At 67.2% G+C, this 24,931-nt stretch carries 21 protein-coding genes and 1 tRNA gene; 11 read left to right on the plus strand and 11 right to left on the minus strand.

Annotated elements, in window-relative coordinates; genetic code table 11:
- Positions 1-3: 3 nt before the first annotated feature.
- Positions 4-306 (minus strand): WhiB family transcriptional regulator, encoded by a 303-nt coding sequence (locus ACMCNK_RS19685; protein WP_412737863.1) that lies wholly within the window; start codon positions 304-306, stop codon positions 4-6.
- A gap of 329 nt (positions 307-635) precedes the next feature.
- On the opposite strand from ACMCNK_RS19685, the gene ACMCNK_RS19690 reads away from it, so the two are divergent.
- Positions 636-3,068, plus strand: coding sequence for a transglycosylase domain-containing protein (locus tag ACMCNK_RS19690; RefSeq protein ID WP_412740923.1), 2,433 nt, complete (start codon positions 636-638; stop codon positions 3,066-3,068).
- 116 nt (positions 3,069-3,184) lie between these two features.
- On the opposite strand, the gene ACMCNK_RS19695 is transcribed toward ACMCNK_RS19690, so the two are convergent.
- Positions 3,185-3,637 (minus strand): GatB/YqeY domain-containing protein, encoded by a 453-nt coding sequence (locus tag ACMCNK_RS19695; RefSeq protein WP_412737864.1) that lies wholly within the window; start codon positions 3,635-3,637, stop codon positions 3,185-3,187.
- A gap of 25 nt (positions 3,638-3,662) precedes the next feature.
- Here ACMCNK_RS19695 and ACMCNK_RS19700 point away from each other — a divergent pair, with 25 nt between their 5' ends.
- The 3 genes from ACMCNK_RS19700 (at position 3,663) to ACMCNK_RS19710 (ending at position 5,912) form a co-directional block, all read left to right on the plus strand.
- On the plus strand, positions 3,663-4,556 hold the full coding sequence (locus tag ACMCNK_RS19700) for a metallophosphoesterase (protein WP_412737865.1): 894 nt from the start codon (positions 3,663-3,665) through the stop codon (positions 4,554-4,556).
- 73 nt (positions 4,557-4,629) lie between these two features.
- Positions 4,630-4,706 (plus strand) — tRNA-Pro (locus ACMCNK_RS19705).
- A gap of 1,059 nt (positions 4,707-5,765) precedes the next feature.
- The gene (locus ACMCNK_RS19710; protein ID WP_412737866.1) at positions 5,766-5,912 is read left to right on the plus strand and encodes a hypothetical protein; all 147 of its coding nucleotides are present in this window, start codon (positions 5,766-5,768) and stop codon (positions 5,910-5,912) included.
- A 29-nt stretch (positions 5,913-5,941) separates the two neighbouring features.
- On the opposite strand, the gene ACMCNK_RS19715 is transcribed toward ACMCNK_RS19710, so the two are convergent.
- Positions 5,942-6,319, minus strand: a complete 378-nt coding sequence (locus tag ACMCNK_RS19715) for a hypothetical protein (RefSeq protein WP_412737867.1) — start codon at positions 6,317-6,319, stop codon at positions 5,942-5,944.
- Positions 6,313-10,734: a polymorphic toxin-type HINT domain-containing protein gene (locus ACMCNK_RS19720; RefSeq protein ID WP_412737868.1), complete on the minus strand. Its 4,422-nt coding sequence runs from the start codon at positions 10,732-10,734 to the stop codon at positions 6,313-6,315. Before ACMCNK_RS19720 ends, ACMCNK_RS19715 begins: the two co-directional genes overlap by 7 nt.
- 499 nt (positions 10,735-11,233) lie before the next feature.
- Between ACMCNK_RS19720 and ACMCNK_RS19725 the strand changes: the two genes are divergently transcribed.
- Positions 11,234-11,488: a hypothetical protein gene (locus ACMCNK_RS19725; RefSeq protein ID WP_412737869.1), complete on the plus strand. Its 255-nt coding sequence runs from the start codon at positions 11,234-11,236 to the stop codon at positions 11,486-11,488.
- A 523-nt stretch (positions 11,489-12,011) separates the two neighbouring features.
- Here ACMCNK_RS19725 and ACMCNK_RS19730 read toward each other — a convergent pair.
- From ACMCNK_RS19730 to ACMCNK_RS19760, 7 genes are all read right to left on the minus strand, one after another.
- Positions 12,012-12,974, minus strand: a complete 963-nt coding sequence (locus ACMCNK_RS19730) for a hypothetical protein (RefSeq protein WP_412737870.1) — start codon at positions 12,972-12,974, stop codon at positions 12,012-12,014.
- Positions 12,975-13,114: 140 nt separating this feature from the next.
- A complete protein-coding gene (locus tag ACMCNK_RS19735) occupies positions 13,115-14,314 on the minus strand; it encodes an MFS transporter (RefSeq protein ID WP_412737871.1) in 1,200 nt (399 codons plus the stop codon).
- Between the two features lie 80 nt (positions 14,315-14,394).
- A complete protein-coding gene (locus ACMCNK_RS19740) occupies positions 14,395-15,174 on the minus strand; it encodes a creatininase family protein (protein ID WP_412737872.1) in 780 nt (259 codons plus the stop codon).
- On the minus strand, positions 15,171-15,947 hold the full coding sequence (locus ACMCNK_RS19745) for a 3'-5' exoribonuclease domain-containing protein (RefSeq protein ID WP_412737873.1): 777 nt from the start codon (positions 15,945-15,947) through the stop codon (positions 15,171-15,173). Before ACMCNK_RS19745 ends, ACMCNK_RS19740 begins: the two co-directional genes overlap by 4 nt.
- The gene (locus ACMCNK_RS19750; RefSeq protein WP_412740924.1) at positions 15,947-16,621 is read right to left on the minus strand and encodes a histidine phosphatase family protein; all 675 of its coding nucleotides are present in this window, start codon (positions 16,619-16,621) and stop codon (positions 15,947-15,949) included. The genes ACMCNK_RS19745 and ACMCNK_RS19750 overlap by 1 nt, the downstream gene beginning before the upstream one ends.
- A gap of 2 nt (positions 16,622-16,623) precedes the next feature.
- Entirely contained in the window at positions 16,624-17,610 is a 987-nt protein-coding gene (locus ACMCNK_RS19755) for a radical SAM protein (protein WP_412737874.1), read from the minus strand.
- On the minus strand, positions 17,607-18,830 hold the full coding sequence (locus ACMCNK_RS19760) for a radical SAM/SPASM domain-containing protein (RefSeq protein WP_412737875.1): 1,224 nt from the start codon (positions 18,828-18,830) through the stop codon (positions 17,607-17,609). The genes ACMCNK_RS19755 and ACMCNK_RS19760 overlap by 4 nt, the downstream gene beginning before the upstream one ends.
- A gap of 285 nt (positions 18,831-19,115) precedes the next feature.
- Here ACMCNK_RS19760 and ACMCNK_RS19765 point away from each other — a divergent pair, with 285 nt between their 5' ends.
- From ACMCNK_RS19765 to ACMCNK_RS19790, 6 genes are read left to right on the plus strand one after another with little or no spacing between them, the layout of a single operon-like run.
- A complete protein-coding gene (locus ACMCNK_RS19765; RefSeq protein ID WP_412740925.1) occupies positions 19,116-20,165 on the plus strand; it encodes an LLM class flavin-dependent oxidoreductase in 1,050 nt (349 codons plus the stop codon).
- Positions 20,080-20,409, plus strand: a complete 330-nt coding sequence (locus ACMCNK_RS19770; RefSeq protein ID WP_412737876.1) for an acyl carrier protein — start codon at positions 20,080-20,082, stop codon at positions 20,407-20,409. The genes ACMCNK_RS19765 and ACMCNK_RS19770 overlap by 86 nt, the downstream gene beginning before the upstream one ends.
- A 1-nt stretch (position 20,410) precedes the next feature.
- On the plus strand, positions 20,411-21,841 hold the full coding sequence (locus tag ACMCNK_RS19775) for an AMP-binding protein (protein ID WP_412737877.1): 1,431 nt from the start codon (positions 20,411-20,413) through the stop codon (positions 21,839-21,841).
- A complete protein-coding gene (locus ACMCNK_RS19780; RefSeq protein WP_412737878.1) occupies positions 21,834-22,565 on the plus strand; it encodes a hypothetical protein in 732 nt (243 codons plus the stop codon). Before ACMCNK_RS19775 ends, ACMCNK_RS19780 begins: the two co-directional genes overlap by 8 nt.
- On the plus strand, positions 22,562-23,866 hold the full coding sequence (locus ACMCNK_RS19785) for an ATP-grasp domain-containing protein (RefSeq protein ID WP_412737879.1): 1,305 nt from the start codon (positions 22,562-22,564) through the stop codon (positions 23,864-23,866). The genes ACMCNK_RS19780 and ACMCNK_RS19785 overlap by 4 nt, the downstream gene beginning before the upstream one ends.
- Entirely contained in the window at positions 23,863-24,909 is a 1,047-nt protein-coding gene (locus ACMCNK_RS19790; RefSeq protein ID WP_412737880.1) for a hypothetical protein, read from the plus strand. The genes ACMCNK_RS19785 and ACMCNK_RS19790 overlap by 4 nt, the downstream gene beginning before the upstream one ends.
- Positions 24,910-24,931: the final 22 nt, after the last annotated feature.

Consider the following 24,931-nt stretch of genomic DNA (forward strand, 5'->3'; position numbering starts at 1 on the left):
GAGTCAGCGAGCCGAGACGAGCACCCGGTCGGCGCTCTTCTCCTTCAGCGCGGCCTCGAACATCTTTCGCCAGCTCGCCACGTACGGGTGGCGGCGCAGCAGCGCTCGGCGCTCCCGCTCGGTCATGCCTCCCCAGACGCCGAATTCGATCCGGTTGTCCAGTGCGTCGGCAAGGCACTCGTAGCGAACCGGGCAGCTGCGGCAGATCCTCTTGGCCACGTTCTGCTCGGCGCCCTGCACAAACAGCGCGTCAGGGTCGCCACTCTGACACGCCGCCATGCTGGGCCAGTCGCTGATCATCCCCATGTGTTCACGTCCCCCCTTGCCTCAACCCCCTGACGTCCGGCGGGCTCACGTCCCCCCAGGCCGCGCAGACGTCGTGCGACAGTTCGCCGGACCATCATGCTCCGTAGTCGGACGATTACGCAATGTTGTCCCTCAAAAACGTATAGCTCGGGAGTTCCGGGCATCTCGCCCACGACACTCCGGTGCAGTCACGGTGCAGTCACGGTGCAAAGGCGGCAACGTGCTACCCGCTCACCGGGAGAGGCGGCACAATCACGTAGGGCGAACCGTGGTTTCCGGGCAGGCGACCACGGGCATCTGTCGCGTACCCTGCCTGCGTGACCTCCTGGATGCGCCGCCGCGACCACAACATCTTCGCCAATGCGACCTCGCTGCTGATCTGTGGCCTGCTCGCGGGCGTTGTCGTCGCCGCCGCCGCGTTCCCCGCCGTCGCCATGACCGGCCTGGCCGCCAAGGCCGGCGGGGAGACGTTCGCGCAACTGCCCAGCGAGCTCAAGCAGGCCACCGCGCCGCAGGTCAGCCGCATCTACGCGTCGGACAACAAGACCCTCGTCGCGATCATGTATGACGAGTTCCGCAGCGACGTGCCGCTGCGTGACATCTCGCTCAACATGCAGCACGCGATCGTCGCGGCGGAGGACCACGAGTTCTACCACCACAACGGCGTCGACCTGAAGGGCGTCGCCCGCGCGTTCGTGAACAACAACAACGGCAAGTCGAAGCAGGGCGCCTCGACCCTGACGATGCAGTACGTGCGCATGTCCCTGGCGTACTCGGCGACCAACCCCAGAGAGGTCATCGACGCGACCCAGGACACCCCCAAGCGCAAGATCAACGAGATGAAGTACGCGCTGCAGATCGAGAAGGAACTCACCAAGGACCAGATCCTGGAGCGCTACCTCAACGTCGCCCCGTTCGGCAACGGCGCGTACGGCGTCTTCGCCGCGAGCCAGGTCTACTTCGACAAGAAGCCCAAGGACCTGACCGTCCCGGAGGCGGCGCTGCTGGCCAGCATGGTGAAGGCGCCGACCGCGTTCAACCCGACCACGCCGACGGGGTACCCGCAGGCACTGAACCGGCGCAACTACGTGATCAACGACATGGTCGAGCTCGGGTACCTCACCCCGGCGCAGGCCGTGGACGCCAAGAAGGCCGAGCTCAGCCGTACCGTCAAGCGGGTCAGCAGCGGTTGCACCTCGGTGGCGAAGAACAACTGGGGCTTCGTCTGCGACTACTTCTACCGGTGGTGGCTCAGCCAGGAGACGTTCGGTGCGACCGGGTACGACCGGGAGCGGCGCCTCAAGAGCGGCGGCTACCGCATCGTGCTGTCGATGGACGTCACCGCGCAGAAGGCCGCACGCGAACGGATCACGGACCACATCTCCGACAAGAACAAGGACGCCCTGCTGCTGGCCGCGGTCGAGCCGGGAACCGGCAAGGTCCGCGCACTCGCGGCGAACCGCAAGTTCAAGCTGGACGACCCCGCGCACCCGCAGAACGAGATCTCCTCCGACCCGGCGAAGGCCGACAAGGACATCCGCGGCACCTACCCGAACACCACGAACCCGCTGCTCAGCGGCGGCGGCGACATCACCGGCTACCAGGCCGGCTCGGTGTTCAAGATGTTCACCATGGTCGCCGCGCTGGAGAAGGGCTACCCGCTCGGCTACACGATCAAGGCGGAGAAGCGGTACAAGTCGGGCTACATCATCAGCCCGAGCAGCCCCGCCGCCTGCCCCGGCACCCACTTCTACTGCCCCTCGAACGCGGGCGGCGGCGAGGAGGGCGTCTACAACATGTGGAGCGGGTTCGGAAAGTCGGTCAACACGTTCTTCGTGCCGTTGGAGGAGCGTGTCGGTGCCGAGAACGTCGTCGACGTGGCGAAACGCTTCGGCGTCAAGTTCCGGGCGTCGAGGGACGCCGATCTGGTCAACGACAACGACAGCGCACACCAGTTCGGTGCGTTCACCCTCGGCGTGACCGCGTCCACCCCGCTGGACATGGCCAACGCGTACGCCACGCTGGCGGGCGACGGCATGTACTGCGACCCGACCCCGGTGGAACAGATCACCACCAAGGACGGCGAGGCGATCGACGTCGGCAAGCCGCACTGCACCCGCGCCACCAGCCCCGACGTGGCCCGGGCCGCGCTCGACGCGACGCGCTGCCCGGTCGGCGACTCGGCCCAGCTCGGCCACTGCGGCGGGGCGACGGCCCCGCAGGCGCACCGCGCCGTCGGGCACCCGGTGTTCGGCAAGACCGGCACCACCGACCACGACAAGACCGCCGCGCTCATCGTCGGCACCACCTCGATCGTCGTCGCGGGCTACCTGGTCAATCCGGACTGGCCCGATCACCGGGACCGGATGTCGCACGCCATCGTCAACCCCGCCGTGTGGGAGACCGTCGCCGACTACATGGACGGCAAGCCGAAGGAACAGTTCAAGAAACCCGGCAACGAGAAGATGGCGTACGGCGACCAGCGGTCCATCCCCGACGTGACGTGTGACGCGCTCAGCGACGCCCGTGCCCGGCTGGACAACGCGGGCTTCAGCCCCACCATCGGTGGCACGGTCGACTCGAAGTGCCCCGTCGGCACGGCCGCCGGCACGAACCCCAGCGGCCGGACGATCAAGGGCGGCGCGGTGGAGATCCAGGTCAGCAACGGCAAGGCCGATCAGCCACCCACGGTCGGCGACCCGGGCCAGACCCCGCCGATCGTGCTCGTCCCGCCAACCGGCAACAAGAAACCGAAACGCTGAACCCGCCCCCGAGGCGGAAACGGGCCGGTTCCCTCTTCGAGGGGCCGGCCCGTTTCGTGTTCAGCGGTGCCGACGGCGTACCGGCAAGCCGGCGTCAGCCGACCCGCAGCCCAGGCTCAGCCGAGCTGACGGCGTACCTCTGCGGCCACCCGGCCGCCCTCGGCCCGGCCGGCCACCGCGGCCTGGGCCGCCTTCATGGCCGGGCCCATCTGGCCCTTGCCGGTGAACCCGCCCGCCTGCAGCGCCCCCGCGACCAGCTCGGCAATCTCCGCGTCGGTGAGCTGCCGCGGCAGGTACCGGTCCAGGATCTCCCCCTCGGCGGTCTCCTTCGCGGCCGCCTCGGCGCGCCCGGCGTCGGCGAACGCGGTCGCCGCCTCCCGGCGCTTCTTGGCCTCCTTGGTCAGCACCCCGATCACCTCGTCGTCACGGAGCTCCCGGGCCTCCGTGCCCGCCACCTCGGCGGTACGCACCGCGGCGAGCGCCATCCGCAGCGTGGCGGTGGTCAACTCGTCTCGGCCCTTCATCGCAGCGTGCAGGTCATCGTTCAGGCGGTCTTTCAGCGTCCCCATGGACGGTCAAACTACCCTGGCGGTTATGCGAAAGCGCCCCCTTATCGCCCTCGCCGCCGGTACGCTCGCCGCCGGCGCCGCCACGTTCGCGTACGCCTCGCTCGTCGAACGGAACATGTTCACACTGCGCCGGGTCGATGTGCCGGTGCTGGCGCCCGACGCCGAGCCCTTGCGCATCCTGCACCTCAGCGACCTGCACATGATGCCGGGACAGCGACGCAAACAGGAGTGGGTGGCCGCGCTCGGCGGCACCGACCCGGACCTTGTGGTGGTCACGGGCGACAACATGGCCGACCCCGACGCCGTACCCGGCGTGCTGCGCGCTCTGCAGCCCTTCCTGGGCCTTCCCGGGGCGTTCGTGTTCGGCTCCAACGACTACCGCGGCCCGGTCTGGAAAAACCCGCTGCAGTACCTGCTGCCCGAGCGGGAGTACGTCCAGGGTGTCGAACTGCCGTACGAAGCGCTGCGACAGGCGTTCACCGAAGCCGGCTGGGCAGACCTGAACAACGCCCGTACGGTCCTGAAAGCCGGCGGACGCTCGGTGGAGTTGGTCGGCGTCGACGACCCGCACGTCGAACGCGACGACTACCGGTCGGTCGCGGGTCCCGCCTCGGCGGGCGCCGACCTGCACATCGGGGTGGTCCACTCCCCCGCCTCCTGGGTCCTGGACGCGATGGCGGCCGACGGCTTCTCCCTCATGCTCGCCGGCCACACTCACGGCGGCCAGGTGTGTGTCCCGGGGTACGGCGCGCTCACCACGAACTGCGACCTGCCCACCTCCATGGCCAAGGGCCTGCACCGCTGGCCCGGCTCGGACTCCTGGCTCCACGTGTCCGCCGGACTGGGCACCCACCCCACCGCCCCGATCCGCTTCGCGTGCCGTCCGGAGGCCACGGTGATCACGCTGATACCGCGCTGACCTGCGGTTTCATCCTTGGGGGGATACCGGATTTGCCTGTCCGGTGCGGTCGGATACTATTGCTCCGCACGCTCGGGGTGTGGCGCAGCTTGGTAGCGCGCTTCGTTCGGGACGAAGAGGCCGTCGGTTCAAATCCGGCCACCCCGACCAGAGAAAGTGCAGGTCAGGCCCGGTCACCGGAAACGGCGACCGGGCCTGATCGCCTTTCCAGGGCCATTTTGGGGCAGGGTTTGGGGCGGGGCCTCTCCCAGACGGCTCTCAGTGAGTGTCTGAGAAGGGCTGTTATCCGGGCGTGGTGAATGCCCGGGAGCTCTGGCGGGTGGCGAGTCGGCCGCGGTCCAGGCGGCGGATCATGGTGTTGATCGCGGCCCAGCGAATCAAGGCGTCGGACGCCACGGGATCACGTTCGTGGTCGCGGGCCAGGCGACGGCGTCCGGTCAGCCCAGCAATCTGCGCTCGACCACCCACCGTGAGCCCGCTCGGCCTGCACGACACTACGAGCAACGGCCACCTGGTCCTCCCGAGAAGATTCGCCTTCTTCCTCGGAGTGAACAGGTGGCCGCTCGCTGCCAGCCCCTCAAGAGAGCGACTGATCACCATCCGGACGTTAAACGCGAAGCTCAAAGAGTCGCTCCGTCGCAGCGGTGGATCAGCAGGTACGCACGGACCAAGTCAGGCCTGGACTGTCCTTATGAGCTCCCAGAGTCTCCCCGCTGTTGGCGCCTATGTAGGTGCACCGCTCCCAGAAGGAAGCGTGATTCCACTTGACCTGTGCGCTGATCCCCTTGGAACCACAGTTTCTATAGCCGATGTAGCGGATTCCCCTAGCCGCGTAGCTCGAGGCTCCGCACGGTTCTGCCAACGCAGCCGTAGCTGTACTGACGAGGGCAACAGAAGAAGCCGCAACCGACGTTGCGAGCAAGACTGCAAACTTCCGACTCATAACATTCCTATCTGTCGATGTCGTTGCCACGGTATCGCGACGTCCGATATGGCACAACCATGATCCGCATCGCCAAGAACGACAACCCCACCCGACGCGCCGCCGACGAAACCACTCCCAACCTGGCGATACGACTAAACCGCATAACACGAAAACAACGTCAATCAGGCGCCCTCTCAAAGGGTCCGTAGTAGCCGGTCGAGCACATTGACGGCGAGTGCCGCGCCAGCGCCTTTCGGGCACGCAGGGCCACATCCCACCGTTCCGTGAGCCCGTCGCAGAATGCGCGCCGCATCGCGGGCGTGATGTGCGAATTGCGCGACCCGACCAAAGGCTTGAATAGCCTGCTGGCCGTGGCGGTACTGCTCGGTCTGGCGTACGCGGTGTCCCGGGCGCTCCGGCCGATCGGCTGAGCAACGCGCCGATCGGCCGGAGGGTCGATTCAGTCGACCGGATGTCCCTGCTGTAGCCGGGTAAAGACCCGGGTCAGCTCCGGACCGAGCTCGCCGACCAGGTCGTGCCCCGGCTCGCCGCGGTTCGGCAGGTTCCACAGGAAGTGAAAGCCGATAGCTTTTCGCTCCAACTGGTCGGCGGACTGCACAGCGGTCTCCATGAACTGGAGTGTGCTGCGCCAATCCGGCTCCTCCCGGTCACCCAGGTAGGACCGGACCGTCACCTGGACGACTTCCCAGAAGAACAACGCGACCGAGAACACGTCATAGGCTTCGATGTTGTTGGAGTACACGTATTCGAAGTCCGGGACAGCCGCCACCAGAGCGTCGGCGACCCTCTCCGCGGCCGGTCGGGCGTCCATCAGCACCCCAGCAACCCCGAGTATTTCTGGAAGCTGACGTACTTGTTCGCCAGCGAGTCATTGACCGCCTTGAGAAGGTCGTTCGCGACCGCGATGTCCTTCGCGGTGCGGTTCGTGAAGTCGATGAACACCTTCGGCTTCCCCTTTCCCGGCTTTTTCCAGTATCCGTCCGTGTTGAGGAACTTGTTGAGCGAGTTCTGTACGTCCTGGAGCTTCGTCAGGTGCATACTACCGTTAGTCGCCTCGCCGGTCGCCCATTCGTTCATGAGCGCCGCCATGGTCGTGCCGTCACCATAGATCGGGATCCCGGGCGGCAGATCGTGCGATTTGTACAGGTAATCGACCATGGTCTTGAGGTAATCGTGGTCCACGTCGGGCTTGGGCGCCCGCGGCGTGTCCTCGTTGTGGACCAGGACGGCCGTGCGGCCCGCCATCACCATGAAGGCGTGGATCACGTCGACCGTGAGGTCGTACATCGGCCGGCTGCCGCGGAAGGTCCGGACGTCGACGACCGTCACTCGCCGGGCGTCCGCCGAGGCGAGCAGCGTGCCGGGCGCAAGCTGGCCGGCCTCGCGCCAGCGACGGTTCGTCTGGTCCCAGAACACGTGACCCGGCGTGGTGTGGATGACGGCGACGCGACCGGCCCGGTCCCGGACCTTCACGTCGGCCAGCATGGTGTCGATGTCGCGGTGCAGTGCCGTGACCGCCTCGGTCCGGCGGACGTGGGTGATCGGGTCGACGGCGAGGACCCGGTCGCCCACCGCGACATCCACGATCCGCTTGGTGGAGCCATTGGCGAGCACGACGCGGGTGTCGGGGGTGAAGCTGTGCGGGGTGAAGCACTTCTCCGCGAGGTCCTTCAATCCCTGGAGAACCGGGGTGTCGGCGAGCCTGCGAAGGGTGTCCTCGATCGCGTCCATGCCCTTGGTGACAGCGGCCTTGGACAGCGCGGCCAGCTCGTCCGGAGAGAAGGTGAGCTTGGCGCCGATCTTCTCGGTCAGTTCGATCAGACGGGCCACGTTGACCGCGCCGAGCTTCTCGATCGCGTTGGCCAGGTTGTCCATGGTGAACTTGGCCGCACCGGCAAGCAGATCCTTCGCGGACATCTTGGCGACGTCCTTGATGGCCGCCTTTGCGGTCTGCGCGGCGGTGGTCTCGCCGAGCTTGCCGACGATGCCGATGCCGTCCGTGCCGCCGATGGTGGCGACGTCGAACAACACCTCACCGAGGGTGTACTGCCATCCCTTGGTCTTCCAGTCGTCCCAGTGCAGCAGCTGCTTGGGATCCAGGATGAGGTTCTTGATCCCGGTGACCAGGGCGTTGCAGGCCTTGTCCGACTTCGGCAGGTAGCTGACGTCCGGGACGCTCCACTCGTCACCCGCCGCGTTGTCGCTGCCCAGGAAGGTGCCACCGACGCAACTACTGGTGAGGAGAAGACCCTTGGCCATGCCGGCGGCGCTGTCGGTGATGCCCTTGCCGCCCTGGGAACCGCCGAAGACGTGGTCGTTGAGCCAGTTCGCCTTGTCGTCGATCCAGGAGTTGACCTTGGCCTCGGCGGCCGCCTGTTCGGCGTTGTACTTGGCCCAGGCGGCGTTCTTCAGGTCCTTGGCGATCCCCGACATCGCCTGGGCGATGCTCCAGATGCTGTCGGACAGATTGGTGATGTTGGTGCTGACGTCGCTGATCTTCCCGGACAGCACCCCGGCATTGGTCGCGGCCTGCTGTGCCTTGCTGGCATAGCCGCTCGCATTGTTCGACGCCTGCTGCGCCGTCCCGGCGTCGCTGCCGGCCCGCGCCGCCGCGATCTCGGCATTCTCGGCCGAATTGCCGGCGTCCCTCGCCGCCTCAGCGGCATCCTTGGCCGCGTCGACAGCGCCCAGCGCGTCCTTCGCCGCCGCCTGGGCCGCGTGGATCGCGGTGTTGCTGGCCTGAACAGCGCGGTTGGCGGCCTCGGCGGCCTTCTGCGCGGCCACGTAAGCGGGCTTCACCTGCGCCACCGCCAGGTCGGCCATCTGCTGCGCGTGAACGGCCGCCGCGGCGGCGTCGTCGGCGTGCTGCTGGGCGGCGGTGGCCTGCGCGTCAGCGATCTGCAACGCGTTGGTGGCGATGTCGACGACCATCGCGGCGTCGTTGTCGGTGGCCGCATACCCCGAGGCGACATCGATCGCGGAAGCCACCGGGTCGGCGACGCCGGCCGCGGTGATCCGCGCGTCGATCGCGGCCCGGCCGGACACCCGCGACCAGAACGAGGCGATCGCCGACTGCCGGACCGCGTCCTGCGCCGCCTGCGCGGTCAGGTCCGCGTCATTCCGGGCTGCGATCGCCTTGTTGATCGAGGTGCGGGCGGCCTGCACCGCGGCACGCGCGTCAGCGTTCGCCGTGTTCGCGTCTTTGATCGCCTTGACCGCGGCGGTCCTGGCGTCCGCGGCATCCTGCCGGGCCAGAGCGGCCTGGTGCTCGGCGGCACGGGCGTCTGCCGCCGCGGCAGCGGCAGCTGCGGCGGCCCGCCGGGCGTCGGCGGCCGCTGCCGAGGAGGCGTCGGACGCCGCGTTCGCGTCCCTCTTCGACTGGTCCGAGGCGTTCTTGGCAGCGTTGGCGATCGCCCGCAGCTGGGCGGCGTCATCGCGCAGCCGCTGCATCTCCGCGGTGCCGGGACAGCCGGTCCCCGACGGGTTGTCCGGGTGCTTGCATGCCATCTCCGCGGAAAGCAGGTGCGCCTCGGCCGCCTGCGCGGCGAGCTCCTTGGAGCTGGTGTTCTCGTCGTCCGCCTTGGCCTTCTCCACCAGCGTCTTCGCCCGCTGCGCCTTGTCAGCGAATGCGGCGCCGGCGGCCAGCGCGTCCTCCTGCTTCTTCTTGGCCTCACCCGCCTTGCCCACCACGATGTTCTGCTGGTCGATCGCCCGGCCGGCCGCGTGATACGCGGTGATCGACTGGCTGATCGCCGCGCTCGCCGCGGCCCGGGCCTTGGCCTGCTGCGCTTTGGCGGCCTGGTAGTCGGCGGCGGCGTTGTCGGCGTGGCCCTGCGCGCTGTCCGCGTCGTCCTCGGCGCGCAGCCGCTGTTTGTGCGCGTCCGCGGCGGCGGCCTGCGCGGCCGTGGCGAGTTTCTGCGCCCGGTCGGCGAGCTGCTCCGCGGAGGCCTGTTCGCGCTCGGCCGCCTGCCGGTACTTGACCGCGTTGTTCGCGTCCACGGTCGCGTTGTGGTCGGCGTCCAGGGTGCGGCTGGCGGCCTCGGTCGCCGTCGCGGCCTGGCAGGCGGTCATCGCGGCCCCGGCGGCCGAGGTGCCCGCGTCGGCCTGCGCCTGGATCACCTCGGACCAGGCGATGTTGTACGACAGGCCGGTCTTTTCCAGCGTCGCCGCAGCGGTCGAGGCGACACCCGACTGGCCGGTCACCTGGTCGGCATACTGCTGGGCGGTAGCGGCGTCCCGACACGCCTGCATCCGCAGCGTGGCCAAGTCCGCGGTGTGCGTCGGCCGTCCCGCCTTGCGCACCGGCAGGTCCGCCGCGTAGATGGCGTCGGCCTGCTTGGCTTCCTTGTTCGCCAGCCCCATCGCGTTGGACGCGGACGTCAGCGCCTGGGTCGCGGCGACACTCGCCTGGATGATCTTCTTCTGCGCGTCCGCTGCCTGGGTGGCCCGCTGCGCCAGATCGGTCAGGTCGGCGACCGCCTTCGACCGGGCCGCCAGCGCGTCGGTGATCTGCTGCTGCGCGTCGGCGTCCTGCTTGCTGGCCGCCGCGTACCCGGTGTTGTAGAACTCGGCGATGATTACCGGGTCCTCACTGTCCAGCGCGGCCTGCCCGAGCGTCTGCACCTCGTAGCCGCCGTGCGCGACCATCTGCTCGACCCGGGACTGGATCAACGCGGCCTGTTGCGCCGCGTTCAGCGCGTCCTGCTTGTCCGCCAGATCAGCGGCGTCCTTACCGGTCGCCACGAACGCCGCGATCTTCGCGTCGTTGTTGGAGTCCAGCGCGGCCTGCGCCCGCTGGCGCACGGTCGGGCTGCCGGTGACGGCCCATTCCTGGACCTGAATCCGGTTCCGAGCCGCCTCGTCCTTCTTCCGCTGCTGATCGGCCTTGCGATAGACCGGCAGCCCGTTGTCCAGGAAGTCCTTGATCTGCGCCGGATCATTCGTGGCCAGGACCGCCTTCGCGGCCGCCCGCACCGCCGGATCCTCGTCGTAGTCGGCCAGATCCTGGGTCAGCATCCGGTCCAGGTCGGCGTCGCCGATCGGCGTATCGGCCGGGGCCTTGGTGTCCGCGCCCAGCAGCTGCTGCAGCGCCTCCTGCACGGTCATCGCGCGCGGCTGCACCGCGGGCGTCTCCACCCGGGGCGCCGCGATCGCGGCGCCACCGGGCACCGCCACGGCAACGGCCAGGCCGGCCGCCAAACCCGCGATCCAGGGCAGGCGGCGTCGTCTCATCGAAGATCTCACGAGTCTCATTCCCACATCGAGCCGAGAAACAGGACAAGGCGCCGCTCATCAGCGACGCGTCCGTTGTCAGGCGGCACGGCCGTGCCAGCCCCTGAGCGGTCGTAGGCGCCGGCTACCGGTCGCCCATGCCATCCGCAAACCCCGATACGGCTGGTGAAGCCGCATGGCGATGCGTCCAAACGCCACGATGGAACCCCCGTACCATCACCGCAACGGTCGGACTGACCGCTGCATCTCAGCCGACACGCCCTCCACGGAGGACACGACGGTGAAATCGATCGATGCAGTCTTACAGCAACCCCGCAGGCGCCGACACCCCGGGATACCCCCGTAGGCTCTTTGGGTCGATTCCTCCGGAAAACGGAGTGTGTTCGTGCGCAATAGATCAGCGTAACTGCCTCGCCGCGGCGGTCGCACCCGCTAGGCTCGAGAGAGCATGAAAAAGGGCCAGTCAAGATCCGGATAAAACCGGCAGGGAGACTGCGAAATGCGATCCGTGAAGGCTTGGTCGTGGCGGATCGCCGCCCTGGTAGGCCTCGCCGCAATCGGGGCGTCTCTTGAACACTTCCAGTTCCATGAACCGTACGTCGGCAGCCTGCTCAGGGGCCTGGCGATCCTCGGTGGAGTAGTGCTGGCCACCTACCTGTTCCGTTATGCGGATCCCCCGAAACAGCGACCACCACAGATCACGGCAAAACAGGTGCCCTCGAAGGCAGAGAATCAGAATGCCTCCGGTGGGTAGGGCCTCCGGCCCGGCCGAGCGGAGCTTGCGCGACGGGATGCCGGCACAGGCCGATGGCACAAACCCCTCCATTTGGCGGGGAGGGCACGGGGAGTAGATCTTGGATTCTCGGCCCTGGCGGACCACCGGGCCCAACACCGACCAACGCCGCGACCAGCGCATGTAGCCAGACCTCACCATGATCCAGATATTGGGCCTAATTCTGGACGAAGAGGTTCTGGCAACGAATGACAAGCCATGACGACGGCTCTACAACATGGTGTCGTCGGTTCAAGTTTGTGTGTCCTCGGTTCTGACACGAGGAAGTGGCGATCATGAATCGCTTTCGACGACCCCATTCTACGACCTGGTGCGCAGTTGGTGAGGAGCAACTCATGGCATCCGGTGAAGCGTTGCGGACGCGCCATCGTTTCAGCTCCACGATGGCAGCTCGACCGCGATCCGCTGCGACGGCTGCCCTTTGCGGTCGCATTCCCACGGACCTGCTGGGCCAGTCCTTGATAGCTGGCGTCGACCAGGAGTTTCATCCGCGGGGAAGCGGGGCCGAGTCGAACGCTTCCGGGTTGCACTCGATGATCTCTTCGGCCTTCGCGGCGATCGATGGGAGAGCGAGGACAACCGCGTCGCAGCGCGCCAACAGATCCTTCGAGCCGGTGATTCCCATCTCGTCGAGCAGGTCGTTGAAAGCTGGCATCAGCGACTGCTGGACGTGACGGGGAGCGTCGGCCGCGAGGATCTTGTGGCAACGCGCGTAGGTCGCGATCATCCAGAAGACCGCCTCCCGCTGATCGCCCTGTCGGATCAGCGCGTCCGAACCGTCGATGGCGATCCGCCGGGTCGAGGCGGTGATGTCATGGCTGAACGGGAACAGGGTGCGGGCCGCGGCAGCCGCCGTGTCAAACGTCGCGGCCAAACCACGTAGGTGGAATGCCGCACGTTCGGCGCTAAGGTTCGCACACCCAAGCAGGTCCAGCAGGTCGCCGTAGAACGCGGTGTACCCATACTCGGCGAGCGCCTCGCGGGCGGCGAGATAGCGCAGCCGCACGGTCGGGTTTCGCAACGCAGCGACGAGTATGACGTGGGTCGTCACGCCCGTGCCGAACAGCCACGCGGTCACCTGGTCATGCCACGGCCCTGCGGGGTCGAACCGGCCAAGATGGCTCGTCACTCGATCGCGGGCGTTGCGGCATCGCTGCCGGATCCAGCGGCGATCCGCAAAGCTCGCGGCCACCTGCTGTTGCAGGTGCCGCAGCCGCCCGGTCGGATCGCAGATGATCGAGTCCATGCGGAGGGATCCGGCCCGGTGGTAGTTTCCAAGGACCTGTTCCGGTGTCGAGATCTCCGAGAGCGGAACGCTGGACACCTCCAGCACGACGTCGTCTCGATAGATCTTGCCCACACCAGTGACAGCGGCGGATCCAGTCGTAACGACGTTGATGTCGACGTCGGAGGTCGGTGCCAGGACAGCGCTGTCCGGCAGCCCCACGGTTGACCCACTGTAGAAGGCTCCGATGAAGCCCGGCCAGTGCCGTACGTTCTGGCGGACCCAATCCGAGGCTGTTTCGCGCGCGTTCCCCAAGAGCACGTGATCCGATCCGTCCTGTCGTGTCGAACCGCAAGAGCTGCTTACGCCGCCGCGGTGGCTCCGGTGGCCACCGGCGCTGACTCGGCCTCGCGTCGTTGATGCCCCCAGTTCACCACGGGCGCCACCAGGAGCGCCATCGCGATGAACGCGGCGGTCAGCATGATCCAGCCCCACCCCCGGAAGTTGGACAGGAGTGCGGTCACGAGGGCCGGGCCCACGATTCCGTGGATACCGGAGGCAAGGTTGAACATGCCGCTGTATTCGCCCTGGACATCCGGTTTGGCAAGCGCGAAACGCAGGCTCCAGATGCCGGCCGCGGCCCACATCTCACCTTGGGTCAACACGATCGCCGCGGTGATCAGGACCAGCGTCGCCACCACCGCGTTCACCAGCCCTGAGATGGCGAACAGGAGGCACGCCACAGCGGTGAGGACCGGTCCCAGCTTGAGGCGACGGGTCGCCCCGGCGATGTCATCGACGCCGCGGCTCGCCCAGACCTGTAGGAGCACCACCATGGCGGTGTTCACCACCAGCAGAGCCGACACTGTCACGCGCGGCGCGTCGGTGAAATCGACGATCCACAGCTGTCCGCCCAAGACGAGAACCAGGTCCGACATCGTGATCAAACCGGACAGGATCGCCAACGAGATGTACGGACCGTCCCGCAGCACCTCCCACCTCCGGCGAGGCATACCGGCGGTACGCTCCGGTAGCGGCACATGAACCGCCGTGAACACCAGCGTGGCAATGAGTGTCAGGGCGGCGTGGCCGAAGATGAGGGCATAGAAGCCAGCCTTCGTGTCCAGGCTGAGCGCAAGGCCGGAGAGCAGGAATCCCACCGTGATACCGGCGTTCTGCGCGGTTCGTACGAACGCCATGAGCCGCGCGCGGTTGTTCGCGCCCACCAACGCGGGGACAAATGCTGTCCGGCCGACCCCGCCCACCTGCTCGGCGATACTAAGTACGCACATGAGCAGCAGGAACAACCAGAATGACCGGGCGAATGCCGCAAAGACCAGCGTCGCTACCTTGAGTGCGCCCGCCGACAGGACCAGCAGGCGGGGGCCGACGATGTCGCACCACCGCCCGCCCGGCACGGCGGCCACGACGCCGACGACGCTAGCGAGGGACAGCCCGATACCGACGTCAACGGCGGGTAGTCCGCCGACGCGAGTGAAGAACAGGAGGTTGCCGGCGCTGTAGAGGCCGAATCCGATGCTGGCAAGCATGCTGCCGACCACCAGGCGGCGAGCTGGGCCTGGGACCGCGAAACCGACCTGCTCGGATCTCGGCGTCATTGGCCGTCGCCACGGCAAGCGGATCACGGGAGGATCTCCGTTCGATCGAGGGCACCGAATTCGGTGCTGATGGCGTCGGTCAGGTTGGCGACGACCTCGTCGGTAACCCGCTTGCCAATCTCGGGCGATGCGCCGCGGGCCCGGTAGACGGTTCCGGTGGGCGTCGAGAAGTCGGACGGCATGGGGAGTATCAGGTAGGAGGCGCGACGCCGGCTCGACTCGTCGGCGAGAAGATCGACCCGTACGGCGTCGGGCGCCATGTGCATGACGAGGCTGGTCTCGACGACACCGGAGTGGTGATCCTCGGTACGGGGTACACCGGTCTCGGCCGCGATCGCGTTGCGAGTTTCCTCGCTGACGAGGTTCCACCATGCCGCGGCCATGATCCGGGCATCCGGCCGACTGGTGGTGAACTCCTTCGCGGCCTCAAACAGCAGCGGTCCGTTGGAGTACGTGGCGTAGAGGACCAGGAAGTTCCGGGCACCGTCACGGTAGGCGGCCGCTAGAACCTCGACCACATGACTGATGAACGTCGCCGCGGTGAGGTCAAGGTTTCCGGGGAATTCGCCGCCCAGGCGGATTGGAGATGCTTTGATCCCATACTGCATAGTCGGCAGGACCAGTCCACCCGTATCGGCGGCCAGCGTCCGGGCCAGGTGCTCCGTGATGATCGTGTCGGTATTGAGCGGCAGGTGGGCGCCATGCGTCTCGATCGCTCCGACCGGAAGGATCAGAAGCGAGCGGGTCACGCGCTGCGCGTACTCCGGCCAGTTCATATCCGCGACGTTGTTTGTCGGATTCATTTCCCCACCTGGTTGTCGACACGGAAGTCGTTCGCTTCGAAGCGGTCGAGAAGCCTCAGGCCGGCTGCCAGATGGCGCGCATCCTCCAGGGCGTTGTGTCGACCGGTGCTCTGTGCCGGCAAGAGTCCGGCTACCCCGAGCTGCTCGATCCGGTGGTTGAGTTCGCGAGTCCAGCCGGGTATCTGTGGCGGCACCGGCCTCACCAGATCGCACAATCCGGAGAGCATGACGTGGTCGAAGGCCCCGAAGTGCGCCCACAGTTCGACAGGACTGCCGTCACCGACGATGAACTGCATCACGTCGCGGGCGATCTGCAAACGGCTCTTCACGGCCAGATCGGATCGATCCAGTTCGCGGAGGCCGTGCACAGCGCCACCTGTCCAGGGCAGGGCGGGGGCGACGTTCGTCCGAAGCCAGTCGTCGGCGAATAGGTGACCGATGTTGAACTCATCCGACACACCGTAATATGTCCGGCCAGAGTCGACCTCCACGAGTCCGATCGAGACCAGTTCGTGGTTGGTGCCACGCTCGATGAACTCTGTGTCGTAGGCGATCCGGCGTGGCTTGTCGGGCGCCGTGTCGCGCCTGCCGGGAAGGCCATCCTTCGCCCAACGGATATCGTGTTCCCGTATGAGGTAGCGGGCGGCCACACCATCGAGGACGGCCCAGCGCTGATCGTCGTTAAGTGACGCCCACCGGTCGGCGGGGATCTCGACATTGTTGTCGACACCGCGACGCGTGATGAACATCTGCCCTTCGAACGATTCTTCCATCAGTGGTACTCGCGTGAAACGGCCGCCACATGTCCTGGATATCGGGGAAGACCGGCCGGTACGTGCGCAGAATCGTTGTGACTGACGAGGTCCCAGACCCTCCCACCATTGGTCGACGTCTTGTCTGGCAACTCATGGAGCGTGGTGATGGCTGTGTAGTCCAGGTTCATCCGCAGTCGACCCAGATCGTAGATCCCTAGCAGAAACTGAAATGCGGCGGTCACCGTCTCGGCGTGGCCGACCACGATCACGCGCCCGCCGGCAGTGTGCTCATCGAGGATCCGACCAAGTCCCCGGCTCGCCCGGGCCAGGTAGTCCGGCCACGGCTCCGACCCGGCGGCGTCCCCGTTGGCCACTACGGCCCTCCAGTCCCGCCACGACATTCCCTCGGCTGGCCCCGGATCCGGCACGCGAAGATCGTCGTCGACCCGAACCGGCACGCGCAGCGCGTGGCCCACAATTTCTGCGGTCTCCACCGCCCGCCGCGTCGAGCTCGAACGCAGCAGGGTGACTGGCCTCTCCTGGGCCAGCCGTTTGGCCAGCTGGGTCGCCGCGAGACGCCCGCTTTCGGTCAGGCCGGTGCAGGTCGCACCAGCCATCACCCCGGCCGCGTTGCAGTGGGCATGGCCGTGGCGAACGAAGGTGAGTTCAGTGCGGATCGGTCCCGCCATCATGGTCACGCCTCCGACGCGAACTGGAGGCGGTCGGCTACGCCCGTCCAGCCCAGGCTCGGAACGCTCGCCATCTCGTCCTGCAGCCGGCGAGAGAGGTGCAGATAGTCCTCCTTGTTACCGCATCCGAAACCGGCACGACAGGGCGTCGACGCCGACTCGCCGAGCGGAAGCACGAACCCGTCGTCGAGCACGTTGCCCAATTTCCCGATCCCCAGCGACTGGTAGCGGGAACAGCGGAACACATCGCCGCGCGGCCCGATATAGAAGTATCGGTGGCCAGCCGAGCACGACCGGTCGCGCAGGTCGCGCATGGCACCGATATTGAGGTCCAGGACCTCGGGGTCGGCGCCGAGCCGCCTGGCCCGTTGAATCCCGTCCTCGGCCCCCAGCACGGGAACCATCGAGTCAATCTTGGACAGTGTCCCGTGCGGGGTCAGCGGGTCGTACCCGAGGTCCAGGTTGAACCGGAGGTCGGCCTCCTTCGCGGCGGCCCTGAGTCGGGTGATGTACTCCTCGTTGTCTGGGAACAGCAGAGCGTTGACGACGACGAAGCAGCCGTACCTTTCCTGTGCAAAGCGGGCATTGTCGATGAACCGCTCGACGCTGATCTCGGTCTCATGGTGAGTGACCCACAGCGAGAACTTCGTGATGTCGCCCTCGCGATCGAGCTGTTCGAGCCGGCGCTTGAGCAGCGAACCGTTCGTCAGCAGCTCGATGAAGTCGACGTTTTCCTGCTTGCTCAGCCACGCCGCCCTGGTCAGGAAGCCGCGGGAGGCGAACGGTTCGCCCAGCGTTGCCAGCCGGACCCCGACCCGGTACGGAGTCCCGCCCATCCAGCGCACAATCGTCTCGAAGTCCGCTTCTTCCTGCGGGGTAAGCCAGTGCTGGCTGGTGCTCTTGGCGTAGTCGTTGATCGAAACGCAATAGGTGCAGCGGAAATTGCACAGCCGCTGGGAGGACACGTACCAGATGCGGACCTGACTGCTCACCGGCCGCCCCCGGACCGGGCACAGCCGGCGAGGACCGGGAACGTGGCGAGCGGGCGGAACTGCCGCCGCGGGAATTCCGGTAACTGGTCGTGGCAGGTGCGGCAGATGTAGTCGTCAGGAGCGTCCTCAACGCCGAAGACCCGGCGGCGGATCTTTACGGCCAGCGGGCTGGTCATGATCTCGTGCAGCGTCCCCTGCCTGATGTTGCCGAAAACTTCGCGCTGGTAGTAGTCGTTGCAGCAGATGAACATGTCACCCTTGACGGAGAAGTGCGCGTGGTTCACCGGCCACGCGCACCCGGTCAGCCGGCCGGCGATACGCACCGACTGGTTGTACTCGCCCGCGACGGCCCCGGCCCGGTCGGAGACGAGAGTCGCGTTGACGTTGACGCCCAGCGGCTCATAGCGGCTTCTCAGGTCGGCGACGTGGCGCTCACCCTCGCTGCCGATGCCGTTGACGACGATGTCGGTCGGGAGCCCGGCCGCCAGGGCCGCATCGAGATTCCCTACCGTCCTCGCGTACGTCCTCGACTGGGTCAGCTTCGCGAACGCCTGCTCATCGAGCGCCGGGAGGTTCACCACGAGCCGGTGGAGCACACCGGTATCCCGAAGTTCGGCAATCTTTCGTTCGGTCAGATTGCTGGCGTTGGTGAACAGGCGCAGGCGCAGTCCGTGTCGCGCGAGCACGTGCAGCCGCTCCTCGAAGAAGCGGTCGAGGGTCGGCTCGTTGTAGAAGTGGAACGTGACGTAGCGGATCGTGTCATGGACGGCGACCTTCTCGACGATCTCCTCGTAGAGGTCCATCGGCATCGTCGCCGAGGGTTTGCGGTCGACCGACACCGGACAGAACCTGCAACCCCAGTTGCAGTGGGCGGTGACCTCGATCTGCGCCGTCGTCAGGAGATATTCGTGACAGAGATTCGCCGGTCGCTGCAGCCACCCGCGCCCGACGAGGTCGGCGACGACCGCCACACCGAAGTCCGCCTCGAGTGATCGCCGATCAACAGCCGAGCGCGACGCGGCGTGCAGGGCGTCGAGCGCCCGCACGTCGTTGTGCCAGGCCACTTCGCGGCTCAGTCCGATCACGCCGAAAGCCGCTCCGGAGGGAGGGTTCACTTCGGGCGTGACGGGCTCCAGCTCGTCTACGGCGAACACGATCTGACTCGCCTCGCCGGAAGGGAAGCAGGTCAGATAGGGCGAGACCTGGAGCAGATCCGACACAGTGGATGACCCTTATTCCTCGTAGGTGGGGCGACGTGCTAGGGACTGCGAGAGGTTACCTGGTCTTACTGCGGGCGTTCCACCCCCGTCGGGGCTGGCGAAGAGCGACGGGGGCGGCACTCCCCGGACGCTCGGTCGCCTCGTGCCGATCTGTTCTGCCTGCTAATCTCGCCAGCTGGTACGCCAGGAACGGCCGAGCGGGCTTCCATCGGCGTCTGCTGACGGCGTACGACCACAGGGGAGGTAGCCATACATGCCGAGATTGAGATGTTCGACATATCAATAATGCCTGGGACTGCGAAGACGAACCTAGCGCTCACCGTGTACGCGACATGCCCGTCAGCGGGCGAGGGCACCGAGGGTTTCAGCGCTCGACTCCGGCAGGTCGTGGACTGGTGCGAACAGGCCGGTTGCCGTGGAGCGCTCGTCTACACTGACAACTCGCTCGCCGATCCATGGCTCATCGCGCAGCAGGCAATGCAATACTCGCGCGGTTTCGTCCCCTTGATCGCAGTGCAGCCCGTCTATCAGCATCCTTTCACCGTGGCGCGGGCGATCTCCTCGATCAGTCTTCTGCATGGACGTGCCGTCGACCTGAACTTCGTCAGCGGGGGATTCGCAGCGGATCTCGCGTCGTTGGGGGATCGACGGACGCATGCCGAGCGGTACCACCGACTCGTCGAATACGTCGAGGTCGTTCGCCGTCTGCTGACCGGCCAGCGGGTAAGCTTCGCGGGTTCGCACTACCAGCTGGCCTCGGCCCAGGTGCAGGCAACGCCTCCGGATGAACTCCAGCCGCGGATGTACCTGTCCGGTTCGTCGCCGGACAGCGAGCTCGCGGCACGCACGCTCGGCATCGACCGCCTGTCGTACCCACCACCGGCGGCGGAGTTCGCACCGGCGACGACGTGTACGGGCATACGCATCGGCGTCATCGCCCGGCCGGAGCGCGAGGAGGCATGGTCGGCCGCCGTGCAACGGTTCCCGGTCGACGATCGGGGGCGAGAGATAGCCCGCCTGGTGAGTTCGCGGTCGGACTCGTCGTGGCAACAGGACCTGGCGCATCGCGTCGCCGATGTCACCGCACCCGACGGCGACGAGGCGGCGACGTACTGGCTGCATCCCTTCAGCACCTATAAGACGTTCTGCCCTTACCTCGTGGGCAGCTACGCGGAGGTTGGCGCGATCCTTAGCGAGTACGTCCGGCGCGGCATCGAGACGTTGATTCTGGACACGCCGATATCCGCTGATGATCTTCTGCATACTCAGGCCGCAATATCGGTGGGCCTCGAACCAGTCGTCGGCTTGTCCGGGAGAGCGAGCAGTTGTGAATGACCGAGTGGCCCGTCTGAGAGTCGCGTGGTGCGACGTTCTCATGGCCGACGATTGCGCGGCGGAGGACCACTTCTTCGAGATGGGTGGCGACTCCTTCGGCGCGCTCCGCCTGCTCGACCGGGTCCGGGCTGAATACGGCGTCGAGATCGACCTCGCGGAGTTCTTCGCGGACCCATCGCTCGCCGCGCTCGAGGCACTCCTCGTCGACAAGCTCGTCGAGGCCCTGCCCGCCCGGGAGAACTAGCGTGGGTGCGCTGTGGGAGATGGTCTACTCGAATGCCGGTCGGTGGCCGGACGCGAGCGCCGTGCGCGGCTCGACCGACGTGACCTACGCGGAACTCATGCGTCGGGTTCACCGCCTGCGCGGGCGGATGCGCGTCGAGCCCGGCCAGGTCGTCGCAATCGACGCGACGCCGTCAGTCACCGGGTTGACGGCGATTCTGGCTGCGCTGGCCGCGGATGCAGTCTTCGTCCCGCTCGACCGGCAGGCCCCCGAAACCCGCCGGAACCAAGTGTTGCGGGACTCGCGCGCGGTGGCTCTTGTGACTGAGGCCTCCGGCGAGGATGTCGGTACGGTCGTCGCGCTGGACGCTGACGCGTCATCGTCGCTGGGTACAAGCGGCTATCTGATGTACACCTCGGGATCGACAGGGACGCCTAAAGGTGTGCTGGTTGCCGAGGACGTTCTCCTGCAGCGCCTTCGGGGTCTGGCCAGCGTTCCCGGGTTCGGGACGGAGTCGTCCATCCTGGCGCTGACCGCCCTGTCATTCGACATCTGTCTCGCGGAGTTGCTGCTGCCGCTCATCGTAGGCGGCGCCGTGGTGACGGCGCCCGCAGCGGCCCGGCTGAACCACCAAGACTTCACGTCAGCCGTCGATGCGTTCCGGCCGACGGTCGTGCAGGCGACGCCATCGTTCTTCCGCCTGATGATCGCCTCTGGCTGGGATCGGCGACTCCCGGTCGAAATCTGGTGCGGTGGAGAGGCGCTCACCGCCGACCTGGCCGCGAATCTCCTTTCGGTCAGCGATCGACTGTGGAACATGTACGGTCCGACCGAGGCCACGATCTGGGCCACCGCGGGCCCGGTGTCTCCCGGCGCGCAGGTGTCGCTGGGGGATCCACTGCCCGGCACGCGCCTGGAACTGCGTTCGCCGGACGGCGAGGTGCTGACCGGCCCAGGTGCCGAAGGTGAGATCGTGCTGACTGGTGACGGCATCGCGGAAGGCTACGTCCGCAACCATGCGGTCGACCGTTCCGGATTCGTCGATGCCGCAACGGCCGAGCGTTGTTACGCGACCGGCGACCGGGCGCGGTATCGCTCCGACCTGACCCTGGAGTTTCTCGGCCGCATCGACGGCCAGATCAAGATCCGTGGGCACCGCATCGAGCTCGGCGACATCGAAGCGGCAATGCTGAGCCATCCGGATGTCGTCGAGTGCGCCGCGTTCGGTCGGCTGCTTGGCACGTCCGACGCGCACATCGTGGCGGTGGTATCGGCCACCGCCGGGACTGCGGTCCGCGACCTGCGGCACTGGCTGCGGGAGCGCCTGCCATTGGCGTACCTGCCGAGGGAGATCAAGGTCCAGGCGACGCTGCCGCACTCGACCGCTGGCAAGATCAACCGTTCGGCGATCGAGGCATCGTTGGACAGCCCGGGGGTGCACTCCGTTGGTTAGGCATCGTGCGCTGCTTATCGACTTCGCCGGTACCCGCGAGGCGACGTCGTTCCACTCGTGGCCGGACGACATTCTTGAGCGCTGCGATCTCGCGCTTGGCCGAGATGACGGGGCCCTGCCGGCCAGCGCGCTCGAGTACGCCGCGATGCTGGCCGACCGCATCGAACCGGCGAGGCCCCGGCACATCATGGCGTTCTGCCTAGCCGCCGGCATCGCGCAGTTGGTCGCCAGAATCCTGACCGACCGGGGCGGGGAGCCGGTATTGCTAACAGCGTTCGACCCCACCGTATGCGAGCCCGCCGACCTTCAAGTCGCCTACGAAGCCGTGGCGGGGCAGATCGTCGGAGCCGATGCAGTGCCGATCCTGCGACTCGATCTCAACACGGTCGCCGCCACGCCACAGAAAGCCGTCGAGGCGATCACCGAGGATCTGCAGCGCCGCGCCTGCATCGCCCTCGGGCGATCGTTTCGCCTGGACGACGCTCTCGTCAACGGGCTGGTCGACCGTTATATGCGTTGGCTACGGTACCTGGCCCTGGCCATCGACTGCGACTGGCCGCGTTGGGACGGTCAGGCGACGCGGATCATGTCCGCCGAGTACGACGCCGCGCTGCCGTGGCCCGGTGTCGATGCCGTGGTGAGCCACCGCGTCGACGTCCCGCAAGTCGGGTTGCTCGCCAGTCCGGACGTCCACTCCCTCGTTCGCCGCCGGCTGCTGACGTGACACCGGACGCTGAAGCCCTGCTGCCGACCGTTGCCGTGCTGGTGGCGGCCGAGGCGGCGATGTCGCCGCTTGACATCGTCCGGGCCGCCGCCGGGCTCGCCCGGGTCGTCTTCATCATCGACGCCTCAGAGGTGCAACGCGAACCGATGCTGGAGCGACTCACGCGGGCCCTGGCGCCCACCCGGGTCGTCAACGTCAGCGATACCCGAGCCGCCCTGGCCGCCCTCGACCAGCTCGGTGCCGGCGTGGTGCTCACCTTTTCCGACGCGTACTGCGGTGCGGTCGACCGGCTGCGGACGGCGCTGTCCGGCGCCGATGATGTATGCCCGGGGCGCTGGGGGAAGGACATCCAGCGCCGCCGTTTGCTCGACGCGGGGTTGTCCAGTGCCGAGCACCGGCTCATCCGCACCGGACCGGACCTCCACGCGGCCTCCGACGCTCTCGGATGGCCGGTGGTGGTCAAGCCGATCGTGGGCGTGGCAAGCCGTGACATCTGGCTCCTGCACGGACCCGACGAGGTCGCGGCCGTCCTGTCGGAGATGGAGCGATCGGGAACGCCGCCGTCGTCTTTCGTCGCGGAGCGGTTCGTCGCCGGTTTGACGCCACCGCACGTGCGGCAGCGCGCCGACTACGTGTCCGTCGAACTGTTCGTCGGTCCGCAACGCACGGCGGCACTCATCACCGACCGGCCGCGGCTGGCCCCTCCGTGCCGCGAAACGGGGATCATCGGCCCGACTGCCCTCGATCACGACTTGCAGGAGCACCTTCTCCGTGTTGCTCTCGCGGCCCATAAGGCGCTGGGCCTGACCACCGGCGCGTTCCATGTCGAGCTGAAGATCGATGACGTCGGCGCTGAGGTGATCGAGGTCAATGGTCGGCTCGGCGGCTACGTTCGTCGTCTGGTTGAGCTCGGCACGGGCGTAGACCTGGGGCGCACCGCGTTGGCCTGTCACCTGGGTGTGGATCCGAGCTTCGACCAGACTTGGCGGCACCATGTCCTGGGCCTGCTCTTCCAGCCGCCTAGGGAGGCCCGTATCGTGGCCGCGTCTCCCCGGCGGGTCCAGATCGCGGACCTGCCGGGAGTGGTCGGCGTCGATCATGTGGCAGCGACCGGCTCGGCCGTTTGCTGGCGTGTTGGTTCCGGTGGCGCGGCGGCAAAACTGTGGCTCGTCGCCGATACCGCCGCCGAATTGGAGGACCGGACGAGCGCCGTGGTCCGGGCGCTGGACGGGCTCTTCGAGTTTCACGACGGGCACGGCCGGCGCGTCCGCGATGCCGAATGGTTGGGTCAGATGTCATGAACCTCGACGTTGTTGATGCGTCCGATCTGCCGGCAGGCGTCGTCACCGCATCGTGGGTCCTCGACGCGCCGACGCCGGCCGCCGCCGATGTCATCCGGCCGTCGACGGATCCTCGGTGGCAGACCCGCTACCTCATCGCAGCTGAGGGCGGTGAAGTTCTAGGGATCACGCCGCTGAGCCGGCCGCGGACGCAGCGGATGGCCGACCGTGACTACGATCTGCGCCTCCTCGTTGCGTCGTCGGACCGAGACGACATCCCGGCTGACGCGCGCGAGTGGCTGGTCATCGGCGGGGCGCACAGCCTGCGGGGCGGGATTCTGATCCATCGCGACCTGCCCGATTCCGCAGCCGCCAGGGTGCGTGCTGCGATCGCCGACCGGGCAGTCGGGCTCACCACACACGAGGGCCTTTACGGTGCCGCACCCTATGTCGGCCGCACCGACCGCGACGCGTTCGTCAGCGTCCCCGGGGCAGGCTGGCGGTCAGTGGAGTCCGCGGCGGCCGCCACCATCGAAGTCCCACCGGAGTCGATGGACGCGTACTTGGCAAGTCTGGCCCCGGACCGGCGGCGCAACGTGCGGCGGGACTGGCGGCACATCGCTGCGGCCGGGTTGGCCACGGCGTGCGGTCCGGCGGAGGAGGCGATCGAGAATGCGGCGGTTCTCGTCGCGGCGGTCAAGATCCGTCACGGCGTCATGGACGATCCACGTATCGCGGCGTACCGGCTGCACACCTGGTTGAACTCGCGCGCCGACGAGCACCTCGCGTTTACGGTTACCAGCCCCGAGGTGGGACCGGTCGCCACCAGCTTCGTGGCGCGCACCGGCGACAGCCTTGAAGTCCACGAGATCGGAATGATCGACGACGAGAATCTGCGGCACCTGGGCTACATCGAGGCCGGCTTTTACGCGCCGATTCGGTACGCCCTCGCGACCGGCGGTCGGTCGGTGCACCTCGGCACCGAATCGCCGGCGCCCAAGCGGCACCGCGGAGCAAAATTCACGCCGCTCTATCTTGCCTATTCGATGCGCGACAACGCATAACAAAAGGACATGCAATGTTGAT

Source organism: Krasilnikovia sp. MM14-A1259 (assembly GCF_047159535.1).
In the GTDB taxonomy this organism is placed as follows: Bacteria; Actinomycetota; Actinomycetes; order Mycobacteriales; family Micromonosporaceae; genus Actinoplanes.